The sequence below is a fragment of the Aeromonas encheleia genome (assembly GCF_900637545.1).
Classification (GTDB): Bacteria; Pseudomonadota; Gammaproteobacteria; order Enterobacterales; family Aeromonadaceae; genus Aeromonas; species Aeromonas encheleia.
In genome coordinates, this window is record NZ_LR134376.1 from 617,784 (window position 1) to 644,034 (window position 26,251).

A 26,251-nucleotide genomic window follows, 5' to 3' on the forward strand; every position below is an offset into this window, starting at 1 on the left:
ATCCTCATGATGAAACCCAGTACCCTAATCGGCCTTATCTGTCTCGTCAGCCTCCCCTCGCAGGGGGCCGAGCCGGTCTCGGCCGCCCCAACCCAGACCCCGGCAGCGACCACCCCGGCGTCTTCTGCCGCCCTGTCATCGGCAGCTTCCAGTGCAGCGACGCCTGCTGTGACCACCGCCTCTATCGCTGCCGTAGCCACCCCGTTACCCTCCACGGCCGCACTGGCTGTACCGCCAGCCGCACCTGTTGTGCCTGTGCCGGCTGTCCCGCTGCCGACGGCGCCCGTCGCGGCGCCCTTGCCCAAGGCGGCCACGCCGGCACCCCTGACCACGGGGGATCTGCAGGCGGTGCCACTCTATCGACAGGACGAGCTGCTCAACTGGATAGAGCAGGGGCGCCATTTGACCCAGGTGAAGCAGGACAGATGCCAGCTGACCCAGGACATAGAGGCGCGCGCCTCTGTGATGAAGATCCCCGCCTACCAGTTCCTGTGGGGGGACATGCTGGCTTGGGGGGTCTGCATCAAGCCCGACGCCCAGATCGGGGTGCAATACATGTGGGAGGCGGCCAATCAGGGGCTGGCACCGGCGCTGGAGCAGCTGGGGCGCTACTACTGGAAGGGGATCCTGGTCCAGAAGGATCTGGTGCGGGCCGAGACCCTGATGCGGGAGGCCGCCAGCTTGGGGTTCCAGCGGGCACAGATGGAATGGGTCGAGATGCTGCTGCAGGGCATGGGCAGTCCGCTGGATTACGAGGAGGCCTATCACTGGCTGCACGGCGCCGTCATCGGTGACAAGGCCCGCCATCAGAAGGCCGCCAGCCTGCTGAGCCGGCTCGGCAATCGCATGCCCGCCAATGCGATCGCCCGCGCCAAGGCGATGCGCTAAGCCCGACTCGCTGCGACCCCTGCTATGACAAGGCCCACGAACCTGCGTTCGTGGGCCTTGTTGCATCGCATCATGAGCGAGAGTGAGGGCTCACAGATCCTGATGGGGGCCGAAGACCTCGTAGTGCAGCCTCTCTTCGGCGACGCCGAAGGCCAGCAGCTGCCGTTTCACCGCCTGCATGAAGCCGAGGGGGCCGCAGAAGTAGTAATGGGCGTTGGCCGGAATGAGCGCCGCGACCTGCTCCAACTCCATGGTGCCGTCGAAGTCGTAGTCTTCCCCCAGTACGTCCTGCTCGGCAGGCGCGCGATACCAGACCCGGCTCTGCAATCTGGCGTGCTGCCGGCTCTTCTCCCGGATCTCCTCCTTGAAGGCGTGCAAGGCACCCTGTTCGCAGGCGTGCAACCAGCGAATGTCGGCGTCGTGCCCGTTGGTCAGCAGCTGATTGAGCATGCTCAGCATGGGGGTGAGGCCGACCCCGGCGGAGAGCAGCACCACGGGCGTGCTGGCGTCGGCTTGCAGGAAGAAATCGCCGGTCGGCGGCATCAGCGCCACCTCATCACCGACTTGCAGCTGGTCGTGCAGCAGGTTGGATACCTGGCCATCCGCTTCGCGCTTGACGCTGATGCGGTAATCACGGCCGTTGGGTGCATCGGAGAGGGAGTACTGGCGGATCTCCTGATATTCCAGCTGCGGGTGGTTGAGCTGGATGCTGAGGTATTGACCCGGCTTGAAGTGCAGCACGGGCTGGCCATCGCTGGGGGCCAGCACGAAGGAGGTGATGAGTTCGCTCTCCACCCGCTTCTCCTTGATGAGGAAGGGGCGGGGGCCTTGCCAGCCACCGGCCTGGGTCGCCTTCTCCTGATAGATCTCGCTCTCGCGGCCGATGAAGATGTTGGCCAGCACCCCGTAGGCCTTGCCCCAGGCATCCAGCACCTCCTCGGTGACCGCACTACCACCCAATTCTTTGAGCGTGGCCAAGAGATGACTACCTACAATGTGATATTGTTCCGGCTGGATCATGAAGCCCGTATGCTTGTGGGCGATGCGCTCCACCGCGCCGGCCAGGGCGCCCAGGTTGTCGATGTTCTTGGCGTATGCCGCGACGGCGTTGAACAGGGCCAGCGGCTGGCCACCACTGCGCTGGTGCGCCAGGTTGAAGATATCCTTCAGCTCGGGGTTGTGGCTGAACATGCGCTGATAGAAATGCTGGGTGAGGGCAGGCCCCGCCGATTCGAGCAAGGGAATGGTACTTTTGATGACGGCGATGGTTGCTTGATCTAACATAAGAGGTCCTTACTAATTGAGCATTTAAAATGTCACTTAATAAGTTGCATCCTAGATGTTTAATTGATCTGAATCAACAAACAATTTTGCGCTATGCGCCATAGGCACTATGAGACTAACGAGTTATACCGATTTTGGATTGAGAGCCCTGCTCTATCTGGCGACCCTGCCGGAGGGGGAACTGTCGAGCGTGGCCAAGGTGTCCGCCCTGTACGGCGTGTCCCGCAATCACATGGTGAAGGTGGTGAATCAACTGGTGAAGCTGGGCTATCTGCAGTCCCAGCGCGGCAAGAATGGCGGGATCCGCATGGCCTGCGCGCCGGACACCGTCAACATCGGCCAGGTGATCCGGGCGCTGGAAGGCAATCTGGACGGGATCGACTGCAACTCCCCCGCCTGCCACATCGTCTCGGTCTGTCTGCTGAAGAATGCCTTGAAGGAGGCGATGAACGCCTTCCTGGCGGTGATGGACAGCTACACGCTGCAAGACTTGCTGGCCAATCGCGACGAGCTGCAGAAGGTGTTTGGTGACTTGATCCCGACCCTGGTGCTGGAGCCGGACGAAGAGAGCGAGTGAGACGAAAAAGGCTGCCATCGGCAGCCTTTTTTCAATCCTCGTAACCCGACTCGTCACGGTATAGATGCGGTATGATCCGCGCCATTTTCACCATGTTGTTCTCCACTTCGAGGATCTCGATCGGATAGCCTGCCAGCCTGACGCTGATGTTGGGCTGGGGGATCTCCTCCAGGTACTCCAGGATCACCCCGTTGAGGGTGCGGGGGCCGTCGATGGGCAGGTGCCAGTTCATCTCCTTGTTCAGCTCGCGGATGCTGGCGGAGCCTTCCACCAGGAAGGAGCCGTCCGGCTGGGGGTGGACCTCGTCGCTCGGCGTCGGTGTCATGGAGGTGGTGAAGTCGCCGACTATCTCCTCCAGTATGTCGTCCAGGGTGATCAGCCCCTGAATATCGCCGTATTCGTCGACGATCAGCCCAATCCGCTCCTTGTTGCGCTGGAACTTGGCCAGCTGCACGTTGAGTGGCGTCCCCTCCGGAATGAAATAGATGGGATCGACCTCCCGCAGCAGGCTGGACTTGCTGAACTGATCTCTGGCAACCAGCCTGAGGGCGTCACGTGCGTGTAAAAATCCGACAACGTCGTCGATATTGTCGCGATAGAGCAGGATCTTGGTGTGAGCACAGTGAGCCAGCTGGCGCAGTATGGTTTTCCAGTCGTCGTTGATGTCGATGGCGGCGATCTCGCTGCGCGGCACCATGATGTTTTCCACCGTCATCTTGTCCAGATCCAGAATGCTGAGCAGCATCTCCTGGTGGTGCTGGGGGATGAGGCTGCCCGCCTCGTTGACTATGGTGCGCAGCTCCTCGGGGTTGAGGGAGTGCGCATCTTTGGTGTGGTTCAACCGCATCAGCTTGAGCAGCAGCGTGGTGATGCCGTTGATGAGCCAGACGAAGGGGTAGAGCGGCACCATCAACCCCTTGAGCACCCAGGAGGCCGGGTAGGCGATCTTCTCGGGGTACATGGCCGCCAGGGTCTTGGGGGTAACCTCCCCGAACACCAGCACCACCAGGGTCAGGCCGAAGGTGGCGATGGCGACCCCGAGATCCCCGAACAGCCGGATGCAGACGATGGTAGCGATGGCGGACGCCAGTATGTTGACCAGATTGTTGCCGATGAGGATCAGTCCCAGCAGGCGATCCGGGCGAGCCAGCAGTTTTTCTACCCGACGGGCAGCCTTGTGCTTGGTCTGGGCGAGATGCCGCAACTTGTAGCGGTTGAGGGACATCAGGCCGGTTTCGGAACTTGAGAAGAAAGCAGACAAGAGGATCAAGATAACGAGAACAATCAGTAATGTGCTCGTTGAGATACTGTCCAAGAAGGGGCTCCTGTTGGATGTGTGGGTGAGGGTTGAGCAATCAGCTCAGCAAGACTTCCTTGACGAAACGGCTGCCAAAGTAGGCCAGGGTCAGGATGACGCTGCCGATGAGGCTCAGGGTGATGACCTTGCGACCGCGCCAGCCACGGGTGTGGTGACCCCACAGCAGCAGCACATAGATGCACCAGGCCAGGATCGAGAGGACCGCCTTGTGGGACTTGCCTTGGGCGAACATGTCCTCCAGAAAGAACAGGCCGGAGGCGATGGAGAGCGTCAGCAGGAACAGGCCGGCCGAGATCAGCTGGAACAGCCGCTTCTCCACCGTCATCAGCGGAGGCATGGCTGGCAAGTTGCTAATTTTTCTGGATTTAAGCTGTCTGTCCAGGTAGGCGAGCTGCAGCGCAAACAGGCAGGCGATCATCAGCACCGAGTAGGCCATCAGGGCGAGCCCTATGTGCAGCAGCAGCTGGGGGTGAGCCTCCAGGTGGGTGATGTAGCGACCGGGAATGAGGGCGCTGGCGGCGAGCAGCAAGGCCGAGAAGCTGTAGACCACGGGCAGCAGGATCCAGCCGTTGAAGCGGCGGGTGACGCAGGTCATGAAGCAGCTGATGATGAGGCTGACCAGGGAGGCGACGTTCAACATGCTGAGATTCTGGCCGGAGTGAGTGGCCAGCACTTCGCTTCCCACCGCGATGCCATGGGCGGTCAGGGCCAGGCCGACACAGGCGAACAGCGACACTTGCCCGACGGGCTTGGCACTGAGCAGCAGGTGCAGCGAGGCGATGATGGCCAGCAGGTAAAACGCCAGGGCCAGAACAGAGATCACGATCATAACCAGGTCGTTGTTAAGCAAGCTTTATGGATAAGAGGGGCAGTATACCTTGCACAAGATATGCTCGCCAGTTGTGCCAGGGGCTAACTGCCCATATATAAGTAGCAGGTGGTCACCCCGTGCGGCGAATAATCGTCCTCTGGCGTTGACTGGGGTATAATGCCCCCCATTTATTTCACCTGTCCATTCGATGGCAGCTAGCCACCGCAAGCGGTGAGTAATCGTCCTCATAGTGCTGACTGGGGTATAATGCCTCATTTGTTACGCCAAGAACCGGAATGCGTCATGTTTGAGAATTTGACTGAACGACTCTCGCGCACCCTGCGCAATGTCAGTGGCCGTGGTCGGCTGACCGAAGAGAACATCAAGGATACCTTGCGTGAAGTGCGCATGGCGCTGCTCGAGGCGGACGTCGCCCTGCCGGTCGTGCGTGACTTCGTGGCGCGGGTCAAGGAGCGGGCCGTCGGCCAGGAAGTGGCCAAGTCCCTGAGCCCGGGCCAGGCGTTCATCAAGATAGTGCATGGCGAGCTGGTCTCCGTCATGGGCGAGGCGAACGAGCAGCTCAACCTGGCCGCCCAGCCGCCGGCCATCATACTGATGGCGGGTCTGCAAGGTGCCGGTAAGACCACGACAGTGGCCAAGCTGGCCAAGTTGCTGAAGGAGCGCCACAAGAAGAAGGTGCTGGTGGTCAGTGCCGACGTCTATCGCCCGGCGGCGATCAAGCAGCTCGAGACCCTGGCCAGCGACATCGCGGTCGACTTCTTCCCCAGCGACGTGACCCAGAAGCCGGTGGCGATCGCCACCGCCGCCATCGATCAGGCGCGCAAGAAGTTCTATGACGTGGTGATCGTCGATACCGCCGGTCGTCTGCACGTCGACAGCGAGATGATGGCGGAGATCCAGGATCTGCACGCCACCATCAAGCCGGTCGAGACCCTATTCGTGGTCGATGCCATGACGGGTCAGGATGCGGCCAACACCGCCAAGGCCTTCAACGAGGCGCTGCCGCTCACCGGTGTCATCCTCACCAAGGCGGACGGTGACGCTCGTGGTGGTGCGGCCCTGTCCGTGCGCCACATCACCGGCAAGCCGGTCAAGTTCATCGGTATGGGCGAGAAGACCGATGCCCTGGAGCCGTTCCACCCGGACCGACTCGCCTCCCGCATCCTCGGCATGGGCGACGTGCTGTCGCTGATCGAGGAAGTGGAGCGCACCGTCGACAAGGAGAAAGCCGCCAAGCTGGCCGACAAGGTCAAGAGTGGCAAGGGCTTCGACCTGGAAGATTTCCGCGAGCAGCTGGCCCAGATGCGCAACATGGGCGGCATGATGGGCATGCTCGACAAGTTGCCCGGTATGTCCGGCCTGCCGGATAACGTGAAAGATCAAATGGATGACAAGCTCACCGTGCGGATGGAGGCCATCATCAGCTCCATGACGCCCAAGGAGCGTGCCCATCCCGATCTGATCAAGGGCTCCCGCAAGCGCCGCATCGCCGCTGGCTCCGGCATGCAGGTGCAGGACGTGAACAAGCTGCTCAAGCAGTTCACCGAGATGCAGCGCATGATGAAGAAGATGTCCGGCAAGGGCGGCATGCGCAAGATGATGGGCCAGATGAAGAACATGCTGCCGCCCGGATTCGGAGGGGGCCGCGGCCCGTTCTGATTTTTCTGCCCACCGGCAAGAAAGGCTCACCGGGGTGAGCCTTTTTCATGAGAATCCCTGTGCAAAAAATGGCTGGCTTGGTTGCAATTATTACGAATCCAAGTAGAATTACGCGGCTTATTTTAAGCTAGGGTCCGCGTATTTGCGGGCCTTGTTCATTAGATGTTTATGAGGACGATATGGTAACCATTCGTTTACAACGTGGTGGCGCGAAAAAGCGTCCGTTTTACCAGGTAGTAGTTTCCGACAGCCGTTGCGCCCGTGATGGTCGTTTCATCGAGCGTGTTGGTTTCTTCAACCCGGTTGCTACCGGCAACGCTGAAAAGCTGAAGCTGGACCTGGCTCGTATCGAGCATTGGGTTGCTACTGGTGCCGCTGTTTCTGACCGCGTTGCCAAGCTGATCAAAGACGCTGCCAAAGCTGCTTAATCAGCCAAACGGTAAGGAGTTAAGGTGGAAAAACCTATAGTTCTGGGCACCCTGGGTACCGTATACGGCATCAAGGGTTGGCTTAAAGTGAACTCCTTCACCGATGTTGCCGAAGCGATTTTCGATTACAACCCCTGGCTGATCAATCAGAACGGGGTATGGAGTGAGCTCAAGGTTTCGGCCTGGAAGCGTCACAACAAGGGTCTGATTTGCAAGATCGATGGTATCGATCTGCGTGAAGATGCCCTGGCATTGACCAATGTCGAGATTGGCGTCCCCGCCGATCTGTTGCCTGCGTTGCCTGAAGGTGAGTTCTACTGGCGTGACCTGATTGGTTGCTCGGTATCGACCACCAAGGGATACGACCTGGGCAAGGTGACCGAATTGATGGAAACCGGCTCCAACGATGTGTTGGTGGTTGAGGCCAATGTAAAAGATGCCTTCGGTGCGAAGGAGCGGTTGATTCCGTTCCTGGAAGAGCAGGTGATCAAGAATATTGATCTGACTGCTCGCACAATCGAAGTTGATTGGGATCCTGGTTTCTAGTTTCCCGCGCTAACACGGGTGCCGGAGGTTTCTTATGTGGATTGGGGTGATTAGCCTCTTCCCGGAAATGTTCCGAGCCATTACCGAGCACGGGGTAACGGGTCGGGCCGTCAAGAGTGGCCTGCTGCAGATTGAGTGCTGGAACCCTCGGGATTTCACCCATGACAAACACCGTACGGTCGATGATCGTCCTTATGGTGGTGGGCCTGGAATGCTGATGATGGTGCAGCCGCTGCGTGATGCAATTCATGCGGCCAAGCAAGCGGCGGGAGACGGGGCGAAAGTCATCTATCTCTCTCCTCAGGGGCGCAAGCTGACTCAAGCGGGCGTAACCGAGTTGGCGACGAGTCAGAAACTGATTCTGGTCGCCGGTCGATACGAAGGTATCGATGAACGCGTGATCCAAACCGAAGTCGACGAAGAGTGGTCTATCGGTGATTACGTGTTAAGTGGTGGCGAGTTGCCTGCCATGACCCTGATCGATGCGGTTTCGCGTCTGGTCCCCGGGGTCTTGGGTGATCAGGCCAGTGCCGAGCAGGACTCCTTTACGGATGGCCTGCTGGATCATCCCCACTACACTCGGCCGGAGTTGTTGGATGGATTGGCGGTGCCCGAGGCGCTGACAAGCGGCAATCACGAAGTGATTCGACGCTGGCGTCTCAAGCAGTCGCTCGGACGAACCTGGCAGAGAAGGCCGGAACTTATTAACAACCTAGCTCTGACTGACGAGCAAGAATCACTTCTTGCCGAGTATGTCCGCGAAGTGCGTGACAGCGTTAAGTAGAGTTTTCAGTTTATCCTAGGTAAGGAAAGACAATGAGCAAGATTATTCAGCAGCTTGAACAAGAGCAACTGCGTACCGACATCCCGGCATTTGCCCAGGGCGACACCGTACGTGTTCAAGTTCGTGTTAAAGAAGGTGGTAAAGAGCGTCTGCAGGCTTTCGAAGGCATCGTCATTGCCAAGCGTAACCGCGGTCTGCACTCTGCTTTCACCGTTCGCAAGATTTCCAACGGCGAAGGTGTTGAGCGTGTATTCCAGACTCACTCTCCGCTGATCCACAGTGTAGAACTGAAGCGTCGTGGTGATGTTCGCCGCGCCAAACTGTACTACCTGCGCAACCTGTCCGGCAAAGCTGCTCGTATCAAAGAGAAGCTCAACTAATTCTATTCGAATTGGTGTCGAAATATCGACAGGTAGTGAAAAGGCTCGCCAATGGCGAGCCTTTTTTGTATCCGGTGCCGGGCGTGCCGGCGCGACTCAGCCTGGCTGGCTGACCCGGATCACCGAGTTGTCCCGTCCGAAGGGGCCGGGCACATAGTCATCGGCCGCCCAGTCGTTGTCGTAGTGGCTCTCCCCATCCGGCTGCACCAGCTGGTAACAGTACTCGAAATGGCTGGGGCCATCGGTGGGCAGGTTGAGGGTTGCCCTGAACTCCCCACTCTTCATCCGTTTAAGTTCAATGGGTTGCCACTGGCTGAACTCCCCCAGCAGCAAGACCTGTTCGGCCTCGCCCGCGGCCTCTTTTTCCACTGCAAAGGTCACCTTGACCTCGGGACGCGACTTGAGAAACTGCTTGTTTATCGGCATGAAGCCTCCTTGTCATTAGCTGCGAAGAAAGTGTGTCTGGTTATTTTTATACCACTTTATGACAAGGATGTTTATAGGCGAGATCAAAGGGGCAGGGCGAAGTGGCGCCGCAGCAGCTGATGGGTGAAATCAATCTTGAGGTAGAAGCCTCGCGGCAGGGTCTGGATCGGCTGGCCGTTGCGGCCGATGGCGCGGGTCAGCGCCTTGCTGTTGGCCGCCTTGGGGCGCAGCTGCATGATCTGGCCGTGGCGGGCGCTGATCTGCTCCACTTCCCCCAGCACTATCATGTCCATCAGCTCCTCCCAATCCTGACGCAGCAGCCGATCTTCTTCCTCGCTCGGGCTCCACAGCAGCGGCATGCCGACCCGGCGCTCGCCGACGGGAATGTCACGGCTGCCCTCCACCGGGATCCAGAGCACCCGCGACAGCTTGTTGCGCACGTTCGACTCTTCCCAGCGCTGGCCGCTGATCCCGATGAGCGGTGCGACGCAGACGAAGGTGGTCTCCAGCGGCTTGCCATGAGGATCGACCGGGATCGTCTTGAGCTCTATGCCCAGATCCGGGAAGTCCTGCTCCGGCCTGCTGCCCGCACTGGCCCCCAGCTGCCATTCGATCAACTGGCCGATCCAGCCCTTGTCCCGCCTCAGATCGTGCGGCACCGGGATCCCGGCGGTCGCGGCGAGCTGGGCCAGGGTGAGGCCCGCCATGGCGTAGGCGCGAGCCAGCAATTCCTGCTCTGACTGGGGATTGGCGGGCATGGAGGACTCCTGTTAGAGGGGATGAGTCTAGCAAGTCTGATCCTCGCGGAGGATCGCTGTTTTTATAACCGATCCTTGCCCGGCTGTGCACAGGGTGGGCAAGATTGTGGATCATCATCTATGGCAATGATTTTAAAGGAATTTGACTTCTTTCTCCAGTCGTCGCGAGCGCAGGATCCCGGTTGCAATAAGTTGTCCAAGGGTTTGGCCTGGCTGTTGCACATAGTTATCCACAGAAATCTTGGATAACTGGCATAAAGTGGTGATGAAGGGTCAGCTATCAGAAATAAATGTGAGAGTGCACCGATTTTTCTCGCCATATCGGTGCAGATAATGCGCCATCCTTGTGGATAAACTAGCCTTGGTGGATCTTTGAGCAGTCGAACTTGTTCACAATTGACAGCCAGGATCCTCGGTGGCAAAAGACATGGATCTTGATCCAGCACTAAAATATTAACTGTATGTATTTAAATGAATATTATGTTTTTTAACGAATCGGGTATGATACGGCATGACTGGATGTCTTAGTATAAAACTACTGTATATACCCGCTTGATCACAGGCTTATGCACAGTCTGGGTGGGCAACTCGCAGAGCTTGATCTTCAGATTTGTTTATAACTTGGCTTGAAATGCCAAGTTATTCATGAGTGGCTGACTGCAGTCCCTGTTTGCTGCCACGGAGTGAATGTGGAACAATCTCTTTATAGATTCAGCCTTTATAAGGTGATCACGTGATAGATGGTGACGGATTTCGTCCCAATGTCGGGATCGTGATCTGTAACCGTGACGGACAAGTATTGTGGGCTAAGCGCTATGGGCAGCACTCCTGGCAGTTTCCGCAGGGGGGAGTTGATGATGGTGAATCGCCGGAACAGGCCATGTATCGTGAGCTGTACGAGGAGATAGGCCTCAGGCAAGACGATGTGACCATACTGGCGACCAGTCGCAACTGGCTGAAGTACCGCTTACCCAAACGACTCGTTCGCTGGGACAGTTCACCGGTCTGTATTGGCCAAAAGCAGAAATGGTTTTTGTTGCAGCTCGATCCGGGCAAAGAGTCCAGGATCCAATTCGGCTGTCATGGTCACCCGGAATTTGATGATTGGCGTTGGGTCAGCTTCTGGTACCCGGTCCGTCAGGTCGTCTCCTTCAAGCGGGAAGTCTACCGCCGGGTGATGAAGGAGTTTGCCCCGCTGGCCATGCCGGTACCCGTGGTGCAAGTTAATCGAAAGGATGGGCGGCGCAACCGCTCTCGCTAAGGAGCACAGCTAGTTGCTGACGGAACTCAGACGCATCGTCGAAAGCATGGCCGAGGCCAACACCCTCGAGCAGGCCTTGCAGGCATTGGTGAGCCAGACCCGGCTCGCCATGACGGTGGACTGCTGCTCCGTCTACGTCGCCGAACCGGACATGCGCCGTTATCGTCTGGCGGCGACCGATGGTCTGGCCGAGTCGGCGGTGGGCAAGGCCACGCTGCCGTTCGAGCAGGGCATCGTCGGCCTGGTGGGTCAGCGGGAAGAGCTGATCAACCTGGCCGATGCCCCTTCCCACCCCAGTTTCAAGTTCCTGCCCGATGTCGCCGAAGAGGCGTTTCGCTCCTTCCTCGGTGCCCCCATCATGCATCAGCGCCAGGTGGTGGGCATCCTGGTGGTACAACAGAAAGAGAGCCGGCTGTTCGATGAGGGGGAAGAGTCCTTCATGGTCACGCTGGCGGCGCAGCTGGCGGCCCGCATCGCCCAGGCCCAGGCCAAGGGCTGGTTGCAGAAGACCGACTGGAGCAAGCCGCTGCGCGGCATCGCCGGGGCCAGTGGCATCGCCATCGCCAAGGCCTGGGTGTGGCGCCCGCGCAAGGCGCTCAACAGCATCACCCCGCGCAAGGACGAGGAGCACGGCAAGCAGCTGGCGCGCCTGGAGCTCGCGGTGGAGGAGGTGCGCCACGATCTGGAGAGCCTGGCGCTGCGTTTTCGCGAGAGCTACAGCCAGGATTCGGTCGCCATCTTCGACATCTATCTGCACCTGCTCAACGATCCCGGTTACATCAAGCCGATCCGCAACAAGGTCAGCAAGGAACACTGGACCGCGATCTCCGCGGTCAAGCTCATCAGCGATCGGCTGATCGAGCAGTTCAAGGGGATGAAGGATCCCTACCTGCGGGAGCGCTCCACCGATGTGAAGGACATAGCCCAGCGGCTCATCAGCCGCCTGGTGCAGGATGAGCCTGAGCAGCTCACCATAGGGGAGCCGGTGGTGCTGGTCGCCGACGAGGTGACCGCCACCATACTCGCCGAGATCCCGCGCGAATTCTTGAGCGGTGTGGTCTCGCTGAAGGGGGGGACCAACTCCCATGCCGCCATCTTGGCCCGCGCCATGGGGGTCGCGGCCATCATGGGGGTGGATCTGCCGCTCGGCGACATCGGTGGTCGCACCCTGGTGGTCGACGGCTATAGCGGCGATCTCTTCATCGAACCCAATCAGGTGATCCTGACCGAGTACCGGCAGCTGCTCAATGAGGAGCGGGCGCTGGATACCCTGGTGCGCACCGTGGATCATCAGCCGTCCGAGACCGCTGACGGCACGCCGGTATCGCTGCTGCTCAACGCGGGCCTCAGCGCCGACACCGAGATCTCCCTCAATCATCTGGCGGACGGGGTGGGGCTCTATCGCACCGAGATCCCCTTCATGCTGCAGGACAGCTTCCCCTCCGAATGGGAGCAGACCGCGCGCTATCGCGGCATCCTGGAAACCTATCGCGATCGTCCGGTGTGCATGCGCACCCTGGATGTGGGCGGCGACAAGCAATTACCTTATTTCCCCATCGTCGAGGAGAATCCCTTCCTCGGCTGGCGGGGGATCCGGCTCACCCTAGATCATCCCGAGCTGTTCCTGGTCCAGCTCAAGGCCATGCTGCGCGCCAGCGAAGGGCTGGACAATCTGGCCATCATGCTGCCGATGATCAGCAGCGTCGGCGAGATCCGGGCCTCCCGCCGGCTGCTGGATCAGGCCTGGCGCGAGGTGTCGGAAGAGGCCGCCAGCCGCGATGCCGTGATCCGCTACCCCAGCCTGGGGGTGATGATAGAGGTGCCCTCCGCCCTCTATATCCTGCCGGAGATGGCGCCCCTCATCGACTTCTGGTCGGTGGGCAGCAATGACCTGACCCAGTATCTGCTGGCGGTGGATCGCAACAATGCCAGGGTCGCCAGCATCTATGATGCCTTCCATCCGGCGGTGATCCGCGCCCTGCAACTGCTGGTCGATGCCTCCCACCGTTACCAGAAGCCGGTCTCGGTGTGCGGCGAGCTGGCCGGGGATCCGGTCGGCGTGTTGCTGCTGCTGGCCATGGGCTACCGCCGCTTCAGCATGAATACCCACAACATCTCCCGCATCAAGTACGTGCTGCGCCAATCCAATCTCGGCGAGCTGAAGGCCCTGATGGCCGATGGCCTCAAGCACGACAATCCCCATGTGCTGCGTGGCCTGTTTGCCCGCTATCTGGAAGAGCACGGCCTCGGCGGTTTGCTGCGCGCGGGCCACAAGGCCAAGCTGCCCGATTGATATTCAGTCTTGTTCCTGCTGACGAATGATCGGAGAATGCGGCTTTTCTTATGACTGGGGCCGCACTATGCAGCACGATGGATATTGGGTTTTCTCGCAGATTGATCCCGTAGCATTCAGTTTGGGACCACTATCGGTACGCTGGTATGGTCTCATGTACCTGTTTGGCTTCGCCTTTGCCATGTGGCTGGCGGGCCGTCGCGCCGATGCGCCAAACAGTGGCTGGACCCGCAACGAGGTCTCTGATCTGCTGTTCTACGGCTTCCTCGGGGTGATCCTGGGTGGCCGGGTCGGTTACGTGCTGTTCTACAACTTCGACCTCTTCCTGGCAGACCCTCTCTATCTGTTCAAGATCTGGACCGGCGGCATGTCGTTCCACGGTGGCCTGATCGGGGTCATCACCGCCATGATCTGGTTTGCCCACAAGACCAAGCGCCATTTCTTCACCGTGGCTGACTTCGTGGCGCCGCTGATCCCGTTCGGGCTGGGGGTCGGCCGCATCGGCAACTTCATGAACGGCGAGCTGTGGGGTCGGATCACCGATGTGCCCTGGGCCATCATCTTCCCGGAAGCCGGCCCGGAGCCGCGCCATCCCTCCCAGCTCTACCAGTTCGCCCTGGAAGGGGTGGTGCTGTTCATCATCCTCAACCTGTTCTGGCGCAAGAATCCGCCTCGTGGCGCCATCTCCGGCATGTTCCTGCTGTGCTACGGTCTGTTCCGCTTCCTGGTGGAGTTCGTACGCCAGCCGGACAGCCAGCTTGGTCTCTACTTCCAGGAGATCAGCATGGGCCAGATCCTCTCTACCCCGATGATCATCATCGGCGCCCTGATGATCTGGGTCGCCTACAAGCGGCCGCAGCTGTTCGGTAACGGGGCAAAGGAGGCTAAGCAATGAGGGCTTATCTCGACCTGATGCAGAAGATCCTGGATGAGGGCACGGTCAAGTCCGACCGTACCGGCACCGGCACCGTCTCTCTGTTCGGTCACCAGATGCGCTTCAATCTGGCCGACGGCTTCCCGCTGGTCACCACCAAGAAGTGCCACCTGCGCTCCATCATTCACGAGCTGCTCTGGTTCCTCAATGGCGACACCAACACCGCCTATCTGAAGGAGCACGGGGTCAGCATCTGGGATGAGTGGGCCGACGAGCACGGCGATCTGGGCCCGGTCTATGGCGCCCAGTGGCGTTCCTGGCCGGCGGCCGATGGCAGCGTCATCGACCAGATCCAACGGGCGGTGGATGACATCAAGCACAACCCGGATTCGCGCCGTATCATCGTCTCGGCCTGGAACGTGGGCGAGCTGGACAAGATGGCGCTGGCACCCTGCCACGCCTTCTTTCAGTTCTACGTGGCGGACGGCAAGCTCTCCTGCCAGCTCTACCAGCGCAGCTGTGACGTCTTCCTCGGGTTGCCGTTCAACATCGCCAGCTACGCCCTGCTGACCCACATGATGGCCCAGCAGTGCGATCTGGCGGTGGGGGACTTCGTCTGGACCGGTGGCGACGTGCACCTCTACTCCAACCACATGGAGCAGACCGCTCTGCAGCTCTCCCGCGAGCCGCGCCCCTTGCCGCAGCTGGTGATCAAACGCAAGCCGGACTCCATCTTCGACTACCAGTTCGAGGATTTCGAGATCCAGGGCTACGATCCCCATCCCGGCATCAAGGCGCCCGTCGCCATCTGATCCGGGCTTTCGCGTCGGTGGCGAGCTATTCCCTGAGTGGGAGCGCCATCCGACATCGAGACAGGGTTCGACCGCATCTGTTCGAAAGGCGCCTCAGGGCGCCTTTTTTACGCACCCAATAAAATATTTATGCATTTTCATGAATGGCGAGATGGCTGGGAAAAGGCATGTGAAAACATGCTTATAGCAGATGGCTTTATTTTTGCCTTCGGTTTTCCCGTTGTTAATGGCAGTTAGAAACGATTTTTCATTGGCTCACTTCGACTCTAGACTGAAAAAAATGCAATATTGTGGACAGTTAGACCATGAGTGACGTATTCAAAAGATTTCTCAAACTGGAGTCGGCCTCCGGAATAATTCTGATCCTGGCGGCCCTGCTGGCCATTGGCCTGGCCAACTCGGCTTTTGCCGAGCACTACCAGGCCTTCCTCAATACCCCGGTGCAGGTGCGCATCGCCGCCCTCGACATCGACAAGCCGCTGTTGCTCTGGATCAACGACGGCTTCATGGCGATCTTCTTCCTGCTGGTCGGGCTGGAGGTCAAGCGTGAGATGCTGGAGGGGGCGCTGTCGTCCCGGGTACAGGCGACCTTCCCGGCCATCGCCGCGGTGGGTGGCATGCTGGCCCCTGCGCTCATCTACGCCTTCTTCAACTACGAAGACGAGGTGACCCGAGCCGGTTGGGCCATCCCGGCCGCGACCGACATCGCCTTCGCCCTCGGCGTGATGGCGTTGCTGGGCAAGCGGGTGCCGACCAGCCTCAAGGTGTTCCTGCTGGCGCTGGCCATCATGGACGACCTGGGGGTCATCATCATCATCGCGCTCTTCTATACCCAGCAACTGTCGCTGACCGCACTGGTGGTCGGCGTCCTGGCGACCCTCACCCTGCTGTGGATGAACCGCCGTGGCGAAGACAGGATCGGCCTCTACATGCTGGTCGGTCTGGTGCTCTGGGTGGCGGTGCTCAAGTCCGGCGTCCATGCGACCCTGGCCGGGGTGGTGGTGGGCTTCATGATCCCGCTCAACGGCAAGCGTTATGCCTCGCCGCTCAAGCACCTGGAGCATTCGCTGCATCCCTGGAGCGCCTACCTGATCCTGCCGCTGTTTGCTTTCGCCAACGCCGGGGTCTCCCTCGATGGAATAGGCATGTCGGCCCTGCTGAGCCCGGTGCCCCTTGGCATCATGCTGGGGCTGTTCGTCGGCAAGCCGCTCGGGGTGTTCACCATCAGCTGGCTGGCGGTGAAGCTCGGCATCGCCCAGCTGCCGAACGGGGTCAACTTCAAGCAGATCTTCGCGGTCAGCATCCTGTGCGGCATCGGCTTCACCATGTCGATGTTCATCGCATCGCTGGCCTTCGAGCACGGCGGATTGGATTACGGCAGCTACTCACGCCTCGGGATCCTGGTGGGATCCACCCTGGCGGCCGTGGTCGGTTATCTCGCCCTGCGGATATCGCTGCCCAACCGGGAGGCGGATCAAAGCACGGAGGGGTTATGAGAAGACTAGGATGGTTGGTCATGCTGGCTAGCCCGGCGCTCTGGGCTAGCAGCCTGGCGGATTGCCAGCAGGATGCGGCATCCAGCAGTTGTTCCGCCTATCTCAATGGGGTGGTCGACAGCGCCGTCATGCTGGGTGACCAGCAGGCCAGGGCCCAGTTCGGCGAGACCTTCGCCGAGCGGGCCCTGAGCAGCCGGGCCGGGGAGCGGGTGAAGAAGTCCCACAAGCGCTACTGCGGGGAGCGGATACCGGACAAGGCGCAGCTCAAACTCCGGTTGCAGACGCAGTTCGCCGCAAACAAGGTTGACTCGATCAGCGACATGTATGACATTCTGGCGGCTGAACTCAGCTGCTACCGGAGTCCGCCAGCCGCGGGAACCCCAACGGATGTCACACCTTAATTACAACCACCTTTACTATTTTTGGATGACTCAGAAGAAGGGCTCCGTCACCCAGGCGGCGGAGGCCCTCTTCCTCACTCCCCAGACCGTCACCGGTCAGATCAAGCTGCTGGAGCAGCGTCTGGGCGGCAAGCTGCTGATGCGCAAGGGGCGTGCCCTCGAAGCCACCGAGCTCGGTCAGCTGGTGTTCCGCTATGCCGACAAGATGTTCAGCCTCTCCTATGAGATGCTGGATATCGTCAATTATCGCAAGGAGAGCCAGATCCTGTTCGACGTCGGCATCGCCGATGCGCTCTCCAAACGTCTCGCCAGCCGGGTGCTGCTCTCGGTCATCCCCAACGATGGCTCCATTCACCTGCGCTGCTTCGAATCGACCCACGAGCTGCTGCTCGAACAACTGAGCGAGCACAAGCTCGACATGATCCTCTCCGATTGCCCGGTGGATTCCAGCCAGCATGCGGGCCTGCTCTCCAAGCGGCTCGGCGGTTGCGGTGTCAGCTTCTTCTGCAAGGCGCCGCTGCCCGAGAAACCCTTTCCCGCCTGTCTGGAGGAGCGCAAGCTGCTCATCCCCGGTCGTCGCACCGCCATGGGGCGCCAGCTGACCCAGTGGTTCGAGCAGCAGGGCATCTCTCCCAGCATCCTGGGGGAGTTCGACGATGCGGCGCTGATGAAGGCATTCGGCTTCTTCAATCAGGGTATCTTCATGGCACCGACCATCTATCGGGAGGAGATCCTGGAGGGGGAGGAGGTGATGCTGCTGGGGGAGACCCAGGATCTGATGGAGGAGTATTACGTCATCTTCGCCGAGCGGATGATCCAGCATCCGGCGGTGAAGCGGGTATGCGAGAGCGACTTCTCCTTCCTGTTTGCCGGCCAGGAGGATTTCGCGACGATCCAGCCGGCGACCCTGTCGTTTTAAATGGAAGGGGCAGGGGGTATGATCCTTGCCTCGCATGAGGGGAGATGAGATGCAACTGGAAGAGATGGCGGCGAATGCTGGGCGTGCGGTGGCCTTGCTCAAGGCGCTGGCCAATGAACGACGGCTGTTTATCCTGTGTCAGTTGCTGGAGCGGGAGTTGTCGGTGGGGGAGCTCAACGAGCGGCTCGGTCTGAGTCAGTCGGCCCTGTCACAACATCTGGCGTTGCTGCGGCGAGATGAGCTGGTGGCGACGCGAAAAGAGGCCAAGACGGTCTACTATTCGCTGCGCAGCCATGAGGTGCGGGAGTTGATAGGTTTGCTGCACCGGCTTTACTGCAGCGCAGATAAATAAAAAACCGGCACTAGGCCGGTTTTTTGAGCTTTATTCAGCCGAAGCTGATTAAGCCATAGCTTTGATCTGGGCAGACAGGCGGCTCTTGTGACGAGCAGCTTTGTTCTTGTGGATCAGGCCTTTGGTAGCCATGCGATCCATGATCGGCTGAGCGGTAGCGAAAGCAGCAACGGCAGCAGCTTTGTCGCCAGAAGCGATTGCAGCAATTACTTTCTTCAGATAGGTACGGGTCATGGAACGACGGCTGGCGTTGTGTTGACGACGTTTCTCTGATTGAATCGCGCGCTTCTTAGCAGATTTGATATTAGCCAAGGTAAAACTCCTAAAACTGTCTTAGCGAGTGTATTGAAAAGGCCCGGAAATATGCCTTCTCAACCACATATTGTCAAATGATTTGTGCAAATAAACACCGCCCCCCGGTGGTGTGTCAGTTGGGAGGCGGTTAAACTGTCGGCCGATTCTAGCAGCATTCTTTCCATTCTGACAGTTCCAGAGGCCTCGTCTTGAGTAAGAAATTGATCAAATCTGGCATGATAGTGTCCGCAATGACGCTGGTGTCCCGTGTGATGGGCTTGGTGCGCGATGTGGTCATCGCCAATCTGCTCGGCGCCGGGGTGGCCGCAGACGTCTTCTTCTTTGCCAACCGCATTCCCAACTTCCTGCGTCGACTGTTCGCCGAGGGGGCATTCAACCAGGCCTTCGTACCGGTGATGACCGAGTACAAGAAAAATGGCGACGAGCAGGCGGTGCGCGATCTGCTGGCCGCGGTGGCGGGCACGCTCGGCGGCATCGTCACCATAGTCACCCTGCTCGGCGTGCTGGGCTCGGGCGTGCTGACGGCCCTGTTTGGCTGGGGCTGGTTCTGGGACTGGCTGCACGGCGGCCCGGCGGCCGAGAAGTTCGAGCTGGCCAGCCTGATGCTGAAGATAACCTTCCCCTATCTCTGGTTCATCACCTTCACCGCCATGGCGGGAGCCATCCTCAACACCTTCGGCCGTTTTGCCGTCTCCTCCTTCACGCCGGTGTTCCTCAACCTCACCATGATTGCGGCGGCCTGGTGGATTGCCCCGCTGCTGGAGCGGCCCGAGATCGCGCTGGCGATCGGGGTCTTCCTCGGCGGCCTGGTGCAGTTCCTGTTCCAGTATCCCTTCCTGCGTCAGATCAACATGCTGGTGTGGCCCAAGTGGGGTTGGCACCATCCCGGGGTGGTCAAGATCCGCACCCTGATGATCCCGGCACTGTTCGGCGTCTCGGTCAGCCAGATCAACTTGCTGATCAACACCATGCTGGCCTCCTTCCTGGCGACCGGCGCCATCAGCTACCTCTATTACTCGGATCGGCTGCTGGAGTTCCCCCTCGGCCTGTTTGCGGTGGCCATCAGCACCGTGATCCTGCCGGCACTGGCCAAGAAGCACGTGGATGCGGAGTCGGCCGATTTCTCCCGCACCATGGACTGGGGGGTACGGATGGTGATGCTGCTCGGCCTGCCCGCCATGGTGGGGATCGCCGTACTGCGTGAGCCCATCCTGCGGGTGCTGTTCATGCGTGGTGAGTTCGGCCTGCACGAGGTCAGCATGTCCAGCGCCAGCCTGCTGGCCTCCACCACTGGGCTGCTCTCCTTGATGCTGATCAAGGTGCTGGCGCCGGGCTACTACGCCCGCCAGGACACCAAGACCCCGGTGCGGATCGGGGTGATGTCCATGATCGCCAACATGGTGTGCAACCTCATCTTCATCTTCCCGCTCGGTTATGTGGGGCTGGCGCTGTCGACGGCCTGCTCCGGCACCCTGAACGCGGCCCTGCTGTTCAAGGGGCTCTATCAGCAGAATGTCTACCGGCCATCCCGCCATACCGGGGTGTTCTGTCTCAAGCTGCTGGTGGCGACCCTGGCGATGGGGGGGATGCTTGGCTATCTGTCACCGGATCTCGCCCAATGGGGCGCCTGGAGCATGGGCAAGGCCAGCCTGGAGCTGACCCTGCTGCTCTGCATGGGGGGCGGTCTGTACGGGATCATCTTGCTGGCGCTCGGCATTCGACCGAGGCACCTGAAATCGGGTCAGCAACAGGAGTGATCCTGCTGCACGCCATGGGATCGCCCCGATGGCGTTCGGGATCCGGGCCAGATAGCTGAAATCGGGCCATGAGGGCTGACCCTGCCTGCTGCCTGATATATAATCCGCCGATTTCCATGGCAGCAACGCACAAGGCACTGATGGAGCTTATTCGCGGCATTCACAATATCCAGCCCCGTCATCGGGGCTGCGTATTGACCATAGGCAACTTCGATGGGGTTCATCAGGGGCACCATGCGGTGCTGGCTCGGCTGCAGGAAAAAGCCGCCCAACTCGGTCTGCCCGCCTGCGTCATGCTGTTCGAGCCGCAGCCGCTTGAGCTGTTTGCCGGTGATGCCGCACCGGCCCGCCTCAGCCGCTGGCGAGAGAAGTATGAAGCCCTCAAGGGCATGCGGATCGATCGCATGCTCTGCGTCCGCTTCACCCACCGCTTCGCCGAACAGGCGGCCAGCACCTTCATCGAGCAACTGCTGGTGGAGAAGCTCGGTGTGCACTACCTGGTGGTGGGGGACGATTTTCGCTTCGGCAAGGGGCGGGAGGGGGACTTCCAGCTGCTGGAGGCGGCGGGGCGGCGTTTCGGTTTCGAGGTGATCAGCACCCAGAGTTTCCAGATCGAACGCCAGCGGATCAGCAGCACGCTAGTGCGCGAGGCGTTGAAAGCGGGCCGGATGGCGGAGGTGGAGCTGATGCTTGGCCGCCCCTACGCCATCAGTGGTCGGGTGGCCCACGGCGACAAGCTGGGGCGCACCATAGGTTTTCCTACCGCCAATCTCGCGCTCAAACGGCAGGTGATCCCGGTCGGTGGCGTGTTCGCGGTGGAAGTGTTATGTTCCGGCAAGACCTTCCCCGGTGTCGCCAATGTGGGCGTACGGCCGACCTTGAGCGGTACGCAAGCCAGATTGGAAGTACATCTATTTGATTTTTCTGGTGATCTATATGGTCAGCAGGTCAAGGTGCTGCTTCGCCACAAGCTGCGCGAAGAGCAGAAATTTGCCTCTTTCACCGCCTTGAAAGAGCAGATCGAACGAGATGCCCTGGCGGCCCGAGCCTGGTTCGGGCTGCCACCATTCAATTTACCCAGCACTCTTTTAGAAAAGAAGGGAACCCAGGACTGATGAGCGACTATAAACACACCCTGAATCTGCCGGAAACCGAGTTTCCGATGCGTGGCGATCTGGCCAAACGCGAACCCAACATGCTGAAGCGTTGGTACGATCAGGACCTTTACGGCGCCATTCGCCGCGCCAAAGCGGGTCAGCCTTCTTTCATTCTGCACGACGGTCCTCCCTATGCGAATGGCAGCATTCACATCGGTCACTCGGTCAACAAGATCCTCAAAGACATCATCATCAAGTCCAAGGGCCTCTCCGGTTTCGATTCCCCCTATGTGCCGGGCTGGGATTGTCATGGTCTGCCCATTGAGCTTAAGGTCGAGGGGCTCGTCGGCAAGCCTGGTGTGAAGGTGTCTGCCGCCGAATTCCGCGCCGAGTGCCGCAAATATGCCAAGACCCAGATAGAAGCACAGAAGACCGACTTCATCCGTCTGGGCGTGCTGGGTGACTGGGACAAACCTTACCTGACCATGGACTTTGGCACAGAGGCGAACATCATTCGCTCCATGGCCAAGATCGTCGAGAACGGCCACCTGCACAAGGGCTCCAAGCCGGTGCACTGGTGTACCGACTGTGGCTCCGCCCTGGCCGAAGCCGAGGTGGAGTATTACGACAAGAACTCCCCCTCCATCGACGTGCGCTTCAAGGCCGTCGACGAGGCCGCGGTTGCCGCCAAGTTTGATTGCGCCGAGGGCCACACCGGCCGCGGCCCGCTCTCCGTGGTGATCTGGACCACCACCCCCTGGACCCTGCCAGCCAACCGTGCCGTCGCCCTGAACGCGGATCTGGACTACGCCCTGGTGCAGGTCGACGGGGACAATCCCGAGCGCCTGATCCTGGCCGCCGATCTGGTCAAGGACGTGATGGACCGTGCCGGCTTCGATCAGTTCCACAACCTGGGCTATGCCAAGGGTGCGGCACTCGATCTGCTGCGCTTCCACCACCCCTTCTACAACTTCGATGTGCCCATCGTCCTGGGTGAGCACGTCACCCTGGATGCCGGTACCGGCGCGGTACACACCGCCCCTGGCCACGGCCAGGAAGACTTCGTGGTCGGCCAGAAATACGGCCTGGAAGTGGCTAACCCGGTGGGCAGCAACGGCGTTTACCTGCCGGATACCGAGCTGTTCGCCGGCCAGCACGTATTCAAGGCCAATGCCTCCGTCGTCGAGGTGTTGACCGAGCGCGGTGCCCTGCTGCACCACAAGGTGTTCAACCACTCCTATCCGCATTGCTGGCGTCACAAGACCCCCATCATCTTCCGTGCCACCCCGCAGTGGTTCATCAGCATGGAGCAGAAGGGGCTGCGCAAGCAGGCTCTTGCCGAGATCGAGCGTATCGAGACCGATGGCATCGCCCAGCACGGCCAGAGCGGCTGGGTGCCGGCCTGGGGAAAGAACCGCATCCAGGCCATGGTCGAGAACCGCCCCGACTGGTGTATCTCCCGTCAGCGCACCTGGGGTGTACCCATCTCCCTGTTCGTTCACAAGGAGACTCAGCAGCTGCACCCGGAATCCGTGCGCCTGATGCACGAAGTCGCCAAGCGGGTCGAGCAGTCTGGTATCCAGGCCTGGTGGGATCTGGACAAGTCTGACCTGCTCGGTGCCGACGCCGACCTGTACGACAAGGTGCCCGATACCCTGGACGTCTGGTTCGACTCAGGTTCGACCCACTCCTCAGTGGTGGATGCGCGTCCCGAGTTCAACGGCAAGTCGGCCGACATGTATCTGGAAGGCTCCGACCAGCACCGTGGCTGGTTCATGTCCTCCCTGATGATCGGCGTGGCCATGAAGAATAAGGCCCCCTACAACCAGGTGCTGACCCATGGCTTCACCGTCGATGGTCAGGGCCGCAAGATGTCCAAGTCCATCGGCAACGTGGTCAGCCCGCAGGATGTGATGAACAAGCTCGGCGCCGATATCCTGCGTCTGTGGGTTGCCAGCACCGACTACACCGGCGAGATGACCGTCTCCGACGAGATCCTCAAGCGCTCCGCCGACGCCTATCGTCGCATCCGCAACACCGCCCGCTTCCTGCTGGCGAACCTGAACGGCTTCAATCCGGCGACCGACATGGTGGCTCCGGCTGACATGGTGGTGGTGGATCGTTGGGCCGTGGGTCGTGCCAAGGCGGTACAGGCCGAGATCGTGACCGCGTTCGACGAGTACAACTTCCACGGTGTGACCCAGAAGCTGATGCAGTTCTGCTCCATCGAGATGGGCTCCTTCTACCTGGACGTGATCAAGGACCGTCAGTACACCGCCAAGGCCGACAGCCTGGCCCGTCGCTCCTGCCAGACCGCGCTCTATCACATCGTCGAGGCCATGGTGCGCTGGATGGCGCCGATCATGAGCTTCACCGCCGACGAGATCTGGGCCCTGCTGCCGGGCGAGCGCGGTGAGTTCGTGTTCACCGAAGAGTGGTATGACGGCCTGTTCGGGCTGGATGCTGGCGAGCAGATGGGCGATGCCTTCTGGGCCGAGATCCTGACCGTGCGGGGTGAGGTCAACAAGGCGCTGGAAGCGGCCCGTGGCGAGAAGCGCATCGGCGGCTCCCTGCAGGCCGAACTGACCCTGTTCGCCAAACCGGCACTGGCTGAGCGCCTGAATGCCCTGGCCGATGAGCTGCGCTTCGTGCTGCTCACCTCCAAGGCCAAGGTGGTGGTCGCTGATGCTGCGCCCGAAGGCTCCGTCGCCACCGAGCGCGACGATCTGTGGCTGAGCGTGGCTCAGTCTGCCGCCGCCAAGTGCGATCGTTGCTGGCACCATGTGGAAGACGTGGGTACCATCGCCGGTCACGAAGAGATCTGTGGCCGCTGCGTCACCAACGTTGAGGGTGACGGCGAAACGCGTCAATTTGCCTGATGAACATGACACATAACAAGAGCGGCCTGCGTTGGCTGTGGCTGGCGGTGCTGGCATTCGTACTGGACCAGGCGAGCAAGCTCGCCGTAGTCAAGCTGCTGCCGTTTGGCTACCCGGGGGTGGAGATCACCCCCTTCTTTAACTTGGTGCACGTCTACAACAAGGGGGCGGCGTTCAGCTTCCTGGCCGATCAGGGGGGCTGGCAGCGCTGGTTCTTCGCGGTGCTGGCGTTCGCCATCTGCGGTCTGCTGATCCATTGGCTGCGCAAGCAGTCGGTGACCCAGCGTTGGAGCGGCATCGCCTACTCCCTGATCATCGGCGGCGCGCTCGGCAACGTGTTCGATCGGCTGGTACTGGGCCACGTGGTCGATTTCCTCGACTTCTACTGGCAGCGCTCCCATTGGCCGGCGTTCAACCTGGCCGACAGCTTCATCTTCATCGGCGCCGCCATGATAGTGCTGGAAGGCTTCCGCTCCGAGAAGCAGAAGGAGGCGGCATGAGCCAGCTGATTACTGCTGACAGCAGCGTGCTGTTCCACTTTTCCATCAAGCTGGAAGATGGCTCTGTGGCCGACAGCACGGCGTTGCACGGCAAGCCGGCCCGTCTGCGGATGGGTGACGGCAGCCTGACGGATAGCTTCGAGCAGTGCCTGCTGGGGCTGCAACAGGGGGAGGCCAAGAGCTTCACCCTGAGCCCGGAACAGGCCTTCGGCCTCTCCAACCCGGACAACATCTACCATCTTGACCGTGCCAAGTTCGGTGCCGATGTGGAGCCCAAGATCGGTACCATCATCGTCTTCGACCAGCCCAATGGCAGCGAGCTGCCCGGCATCATCCGGGCGGTGGAAGGCATGTCGGTGACGGTCGATTTCAACCATCCCCTGGCCGGCCATACCGTCACCTTCGAGGTGGAGATCCTGGCCGTCGATGACGAGGAGAAGGTGCACTGATGGATATTCTGCTCGCCAACCCACGTGGTTTTTGTGCCGGTGTCGACCGTGCCATCAGCATCGTCGAGAGTGCGCTGGAGAAGTTTGGTGCCCCCATCTATGTGCGCCATGAGGTGGTACATAACCGCTATGTGGTGAACAAGCTCAAGGAGGCGGGCGCGGTGTTCGTCGAAGAGCTCGACGAGGTGCCGGACGACAGCATCGTCATCTTCTCCGCCCACGGCGTCGCCAAGGTGGTGCGCGAGATGGCCAAGTCCCGTGCCCTCAAGGTGTTCGATGCGACCTGTCCGCTGGTGACCAAGGTGCATATGGAAGTCCATCGCGCCAGCCGCAAGGGGTCGGAGGCGGTGCTCATCGGCCACGCCGGCCATCCTGAGGTGATCGGCACCATGGGCCAGTATGAGAACAGCGAGGGGGGCATGTATCTGGTGGAGACACCGGAAGACGTGGCCAAACTCAAGGTGAAGAATCCGGATGATCTCTGCTTCGTCACCCAGACTACCCTCAGCGTGGACGAAACCTCGGACGTCATCGACGCCCTGCGCAAGCACTTCCCCAAGATCCAGGGGCCGCGCAAGGACGACATCTGCTACGCCACCCAGAACCGCCAGGACGCGGTGCGGGAGATGGCGGGGCTGGTGGATGCCATGCTGGTGGTCGGTTCGCGCAACTCCTCCAACTCCAACCGCCTGCGGGAGCTGGCCGAGAAGGTGGGGGCTCGCGCCTACCTGATCGACGATGCCTCCATGATCGAAACCGGCTGGCTGGAAGGGGTCGAACGGATTGGCGTGACGGCGGGTGCCTCGGCACCCGAGGTGCTGGTGCAGAATGTCATCGCCCGTTTGCGTGAGCTGGGCGGCAAGATAGTGGCCGAACACCCGGGTCGCGAGGAGAACGTGGTATTCGAAGTGCCACCCGAGTTGCGTATCCTCTGATTGAGATGCCGGCCCTGTGCCGGCATTTTTG

At 60.3% G+C, this 26,251-nt stretch carries 27 protein-coding genes; 21 read left to right on the forward strand and 6 right to left on the reverse strand.

Translation table 11 applies throughout. The features are described 5' to 3' along the window. Positions 1–297: 297 nt before the first annotated feature. Complete coding sequence (locus EL255_RS21495) at positions 298–888, forward strand: tetratricopeptide repeat protein (RefSeq protein WP_170176024.1); 591 nt, start codon at positions 298–300, stop codon at positions 886–888. Positions 889–978: 90 nt separating this feature from the next. Here EL255_RS21495 and hmpA read toward each other — a convergent pair whose 3' ends face one another. Further along, complete coding sequence (gene hmpA / locus EL255_RS02955; protein ID WP_042652112.1) at positions 979–2,172, reverse strand: NO-inducible flavohemoprotein; 1,194 nt, start codon at positions 2,170–2,172, stop codon at positions 979–981. A 109-nt stretch (positions 2,173–2,281) separates the two neighbouring features. Here hmpA and EL255_RS02960 point away from each other — a divergent pair, with 109 nt between their 5' ends. Continuing rightward, entirely contained in the window at positions 2,282–2,749 is a 468-nt protein-coding gene (locus tag EL255_RS02960; protein ID WP_042652113.1) for an Rrf2 family transcriptional regulator, read from the forward strand. A 31-nt stretch (positions 2,750–2,780) separates the two neighbouring features. Here the strand turns inward: EL255_RS02960 and EL255_RS02965 are convergent, their stop codons facing one another. Then, the gene (locus EL255_RS02965; RefSeq protein ID WP_042652114.1) at positions 2,781–4,064 is read right to left on the reverse strand and encodes an HlyC/CorC family transporter; all 1,284 of its coding nucleotides are present in this window, start codon (positions 4,062–4,064) and stop codon (positions 2,781–2,783) included. A 40-nt stretch (positions 4,065–4,104) separates the two neighbouring features. Further along, a complete protein-coding gene (locus EL255_RS02970; RefSeq protein WP_042652115.1) occupies positions 4,105–4,896 on the reverse strand; it encodes a cytochrome C assembly family protein in 792 nt (263 codons plus the stop codon). 285 nt (positions 4,897–5,181) lie between these two features. On the opposite strand from EL255_RS02970, the gene ffh reads away from it, so the two are divergent. From ffh to rplS, 5 genes are all read left to right on the forward strand, one after another. After that, entirely contained in the window at positions 5,182–6,558 is a 1,377-nt protein-coding gene (ffh, locus tag EL255_RS02975; protein WP_042652116.1) for a signal recognition particle protein, read from the forward strand. A 179-nt stretch (positions 6,559–6,737) separates the two neighbouring features. Next, positions 6,738–6,986, forward strand: a complete 249-nt coding sequence (rpsP, locus tag EL255_RS02980) for a 30S ribosomal protein S16 (protein WP_050717510.1) — start codon at positions 6,738–6,740, stop codon at positions 6,984–6,986. A gap of 24 nt (positions 6,987–7,010) precedes the next feature. After that, positions 7,011–7,532, forward strand: coding sequence for a ribosome maturation factor RimM (gene rimM, locus EL255_RS02985; RefSeq protein WP_042652117.1), 522 nt, complete (start codon positions 7,011–7,013; stop codon positions 7,530–7,532). A gap of 34 nt (positions 7,533–7,566) precedes the next feature. Beyond that, on the forward strand, positions 7,567–8,316 hold the full coding sequence (trmD, locus tag EL255_RS02990; RefSeq protein WP_042652118.1) for a tRNA (guanosine(37)-N1)-methyltransferase TrmD: 750 nt from the start codon (positions 7,567–7,569) through the stop codon (positions 8,314–8,316). 32 nt (positions 8,317–8,348) lie between these two features. Beyond that, entirely contained in the window at positions 8,349–8,696 is a 348-nt protein-coding gene (rplS, locus tag EL255_RS02995) for a 50S ribosomal protein L19 (RefSeq protein WP_005313505.1), read from the forward strand. A 96-nt stretch (positions 8,697–8,792) separates the two neighbouring features. On the opposite strand, the gene EL255_RS03000 is transcribed toward rplS, so the two are convergent. Next, entirely contained in the window at positions 8,793–9,122 is a 330-nt protein-coding gene (locus EL255_RS03000) for an isoamylase early set domain-containing protein (RefSeq protein WP_042652119.1), read from the reverse strand. An 83-nt stretch (positions 9,123–9,205) separates the two neighbouring features. Beyond that, positions 9,206–9,880 (reverse strand): DNA mismatch repair endonuclease MutH, encoded by a 675-nt coding sequence (gene mutH / locus EL255_RS03005; RefSeq protein ID WP_042652120.1) that lies wholly within the window; start codon positions 9,878–9,880, stop codon positions 9,206–9,208. 733 nt (positions 9,881–10,613) lie between these two features. Here mutH and rppH point away from each other — a divergent pair. From rppH to EL255_RS03045, 8 genes are all read left to right on the forward strand, one after another. Beyond that, positions 10,614–11,141, forward strand: a complete 528-nt coding sequence (rppH, locus tag EL255_RS03010; RefSeq protein ID WP_042652121.1) for an RNA pyrophosphohydrolase — start codon at positions 10,614–10,616, stop codon at positions 11,139–11,141. 13 nt (positions 11,142–11,154) lie between these two features. Beyond that, on the forward strand, positions 11,155–13,434 hold the full coding sequence (gene ptsP, locus EL255_RS03015) for a phosphoenolpyruvate--protein phosphotransferase (RefSeq protein WP_042652122.1): 2,280 nt from the start codon (positions 11,155–11,157) through the stop codon (positions 13,432–13,434). Positions 13,435–13,501: 67 nt separating this feature from the next. After that, positions 13,502–14,329, forward strand: a complete 828-nt coding sequence (gene lgt / locus EL255_RS03020; RefSeq protein WP_042652123.1) for a prolipoprotein diacylglyceryl transferase — start codon at positions 13,502–13,504, stop codon at positions 14,327–14,329. Further along, on the forward strand, positions 14,326–15,120 hold the full coding sequence (gene thyA, locus EL255_RS03025) for a thymidylate synthase (protein ID WP_042652124.1): 795 nt from the start codon (positions 14,326–14,328) through the stop codon (positions 15,118–15,120). The genes lgt and thyA overlap by 4 nt, the downstream gene beginning before the upstream one ends. Positions 15,121–15,425: 305 nt before the next feature. Then, positions 15,426–16,616, forward strand: coding sequence for a Na+/H+ antiporter NhaA (gene nhaA / locus EL255_RS03030; RefSeq protein ID WP_042652125.1), 1,191 nt, complete (start codon positions 15,426–15,428; stop codon positions 16,614–16,616). 20 nt (positions 16,617–16,636) lie between these two features. Then, complete coding sequence (locus EL255_RS03035; protein WP_197720932.1) at positions 16,637–17,017, forward strand: hypothetical protein; 381 nt, start codon at positions 16,637–16,639, stop codon at positions 17,015–17,017. Beyond that, positions 17,004–17,936, forward strand: a complete 933-nt coding sequence (gene nhaR / locus EL255_RS03040) for a transcriptional activator NhaR (RefSeq protein ID WP_042652127.1) — start codon at positions 17,004–17,006, stop codon at positions 17,934–17,936. The genes EL255_RS03035 and nhaR overlap by 14 nt, the downstream gene beginning before the upstream one ends. A gap of 49 nt (positions 17,937–17,985) precedes the next feature. Then, positions 17,986–18,288 carry an ArsR/SmtB family transcription factor gene (locus EL255_RS03045; RefSeq protein ID WP_042652128.1) on the forward strand — a complete coding sequence of 101 codons (303 nt, stop codon included), beginning with the start codon at positions 17,986–17,988 and terminating at the stop codon, positions 18,286–18,288. A gap of 48 nt (positions 18,289–18,336) precedes the next feature. Here the strand turns inward: EL255_RS03045 and rpsT are convergent, their stop codons facing one another. Next, complete coding sequence (gene rpsT, locus EL255_RS03050) at positions 18,337–18,600, reverse strand: 30S ribosomal protein S20 (RefSeq protein WP_005892298.1); 264 nt, start codon at positions 18,598–18,600, stop codon at positions 18,337–18,339. Between the two features lie 191 nt (positions 18,601–18,791). On the opposite strand from rpsT, the gene murJ reads away from it, so the two are divergent. The 6 genes from murJ (at position 18,792) to ispH (ending at position 26,220) form a co-directional block, all read left to right on the forward strand. Continuing rightward, positions 18,792–20,360: a murein biosynthesis integral membrane protein MurJ gene (gene murJ, locus EL255_RS03055; protein ID WP_042652129.1), complete on the forward strand. Its 1,569-nt coding sequence runs from the start codon at positions 18,792–18,794 to the stop codon at positions 20,358–20,360. A gap of 140 nt (positions 20,361–20,500) precedes the next feature. Further along, positions 20,501–21,475, forward strand: coding sequence for a bifunctional riboflavin kinase/FAD synthetase (gene ribF / locus EL255_RS03060; protein WP_042652130.1), 975 nt, complete (start codon positions 20,501–20,503; stop codon positions 21,473–21,475). Further along, complete coding sequence (gene ileS, locus EL255_RS03065; protein ID WP_042652131.1) at positions 21,475–24,336, forward strand: isoleucine--tRNA ligase; 2,862 nt, start codon at positions 21,475–21,477, stop codon at positions 24,334–24,336. The genes ribF and ileS overlap by 1 nt, the downstream gene beginning before the upstream one ends. Further along, positions 24,336–24,836, forward strand: coding sequence for a signal peptidase II (lspA, locus tag EL255_RS03070; protein ID WP_042652132.1), 501 nt, complete (start codon positions 24,336–24,338; stop codon positions 24,834–24,836). The genes ileS and lspA overlap by 1 nt, the downstream gene beginning before the upstream one ends. After that, the gene (fkpB, locus tag EL255_RS03075; protein WP_042652133.1) at positions 24,833–25,285 is read left to right on the forward strand and encodes an FKBP-type peptidyl-prolyl cis-trans isomerase; all 453 of its coding nucleotides are present in this window, start codon (positions 24,833–24,835) and stop codon (positions 25,283–25,285) included. Before lspA ends, fkpB begins: the two co-directional genes overlap by 4 nt. Then, positions 25,285–26,220: a 4-hydroxy-3-methylbut-2-enyl diphosphate reductase gene (ispH, locus tag EL255_RS03080; protein ID WP_042652134.1), complete on the forward strand. Its 936-nt coding sequence runs from the start codon at positions 25,285–25,287 to the stop codon at positions 26,218–26,220. Before fkpB ends, ispH begins: the two co-directional genes overlap by 1 nt. The last annotated feature ends 31 nt before the right edge of the window (positions 26,221–26,251 follow it).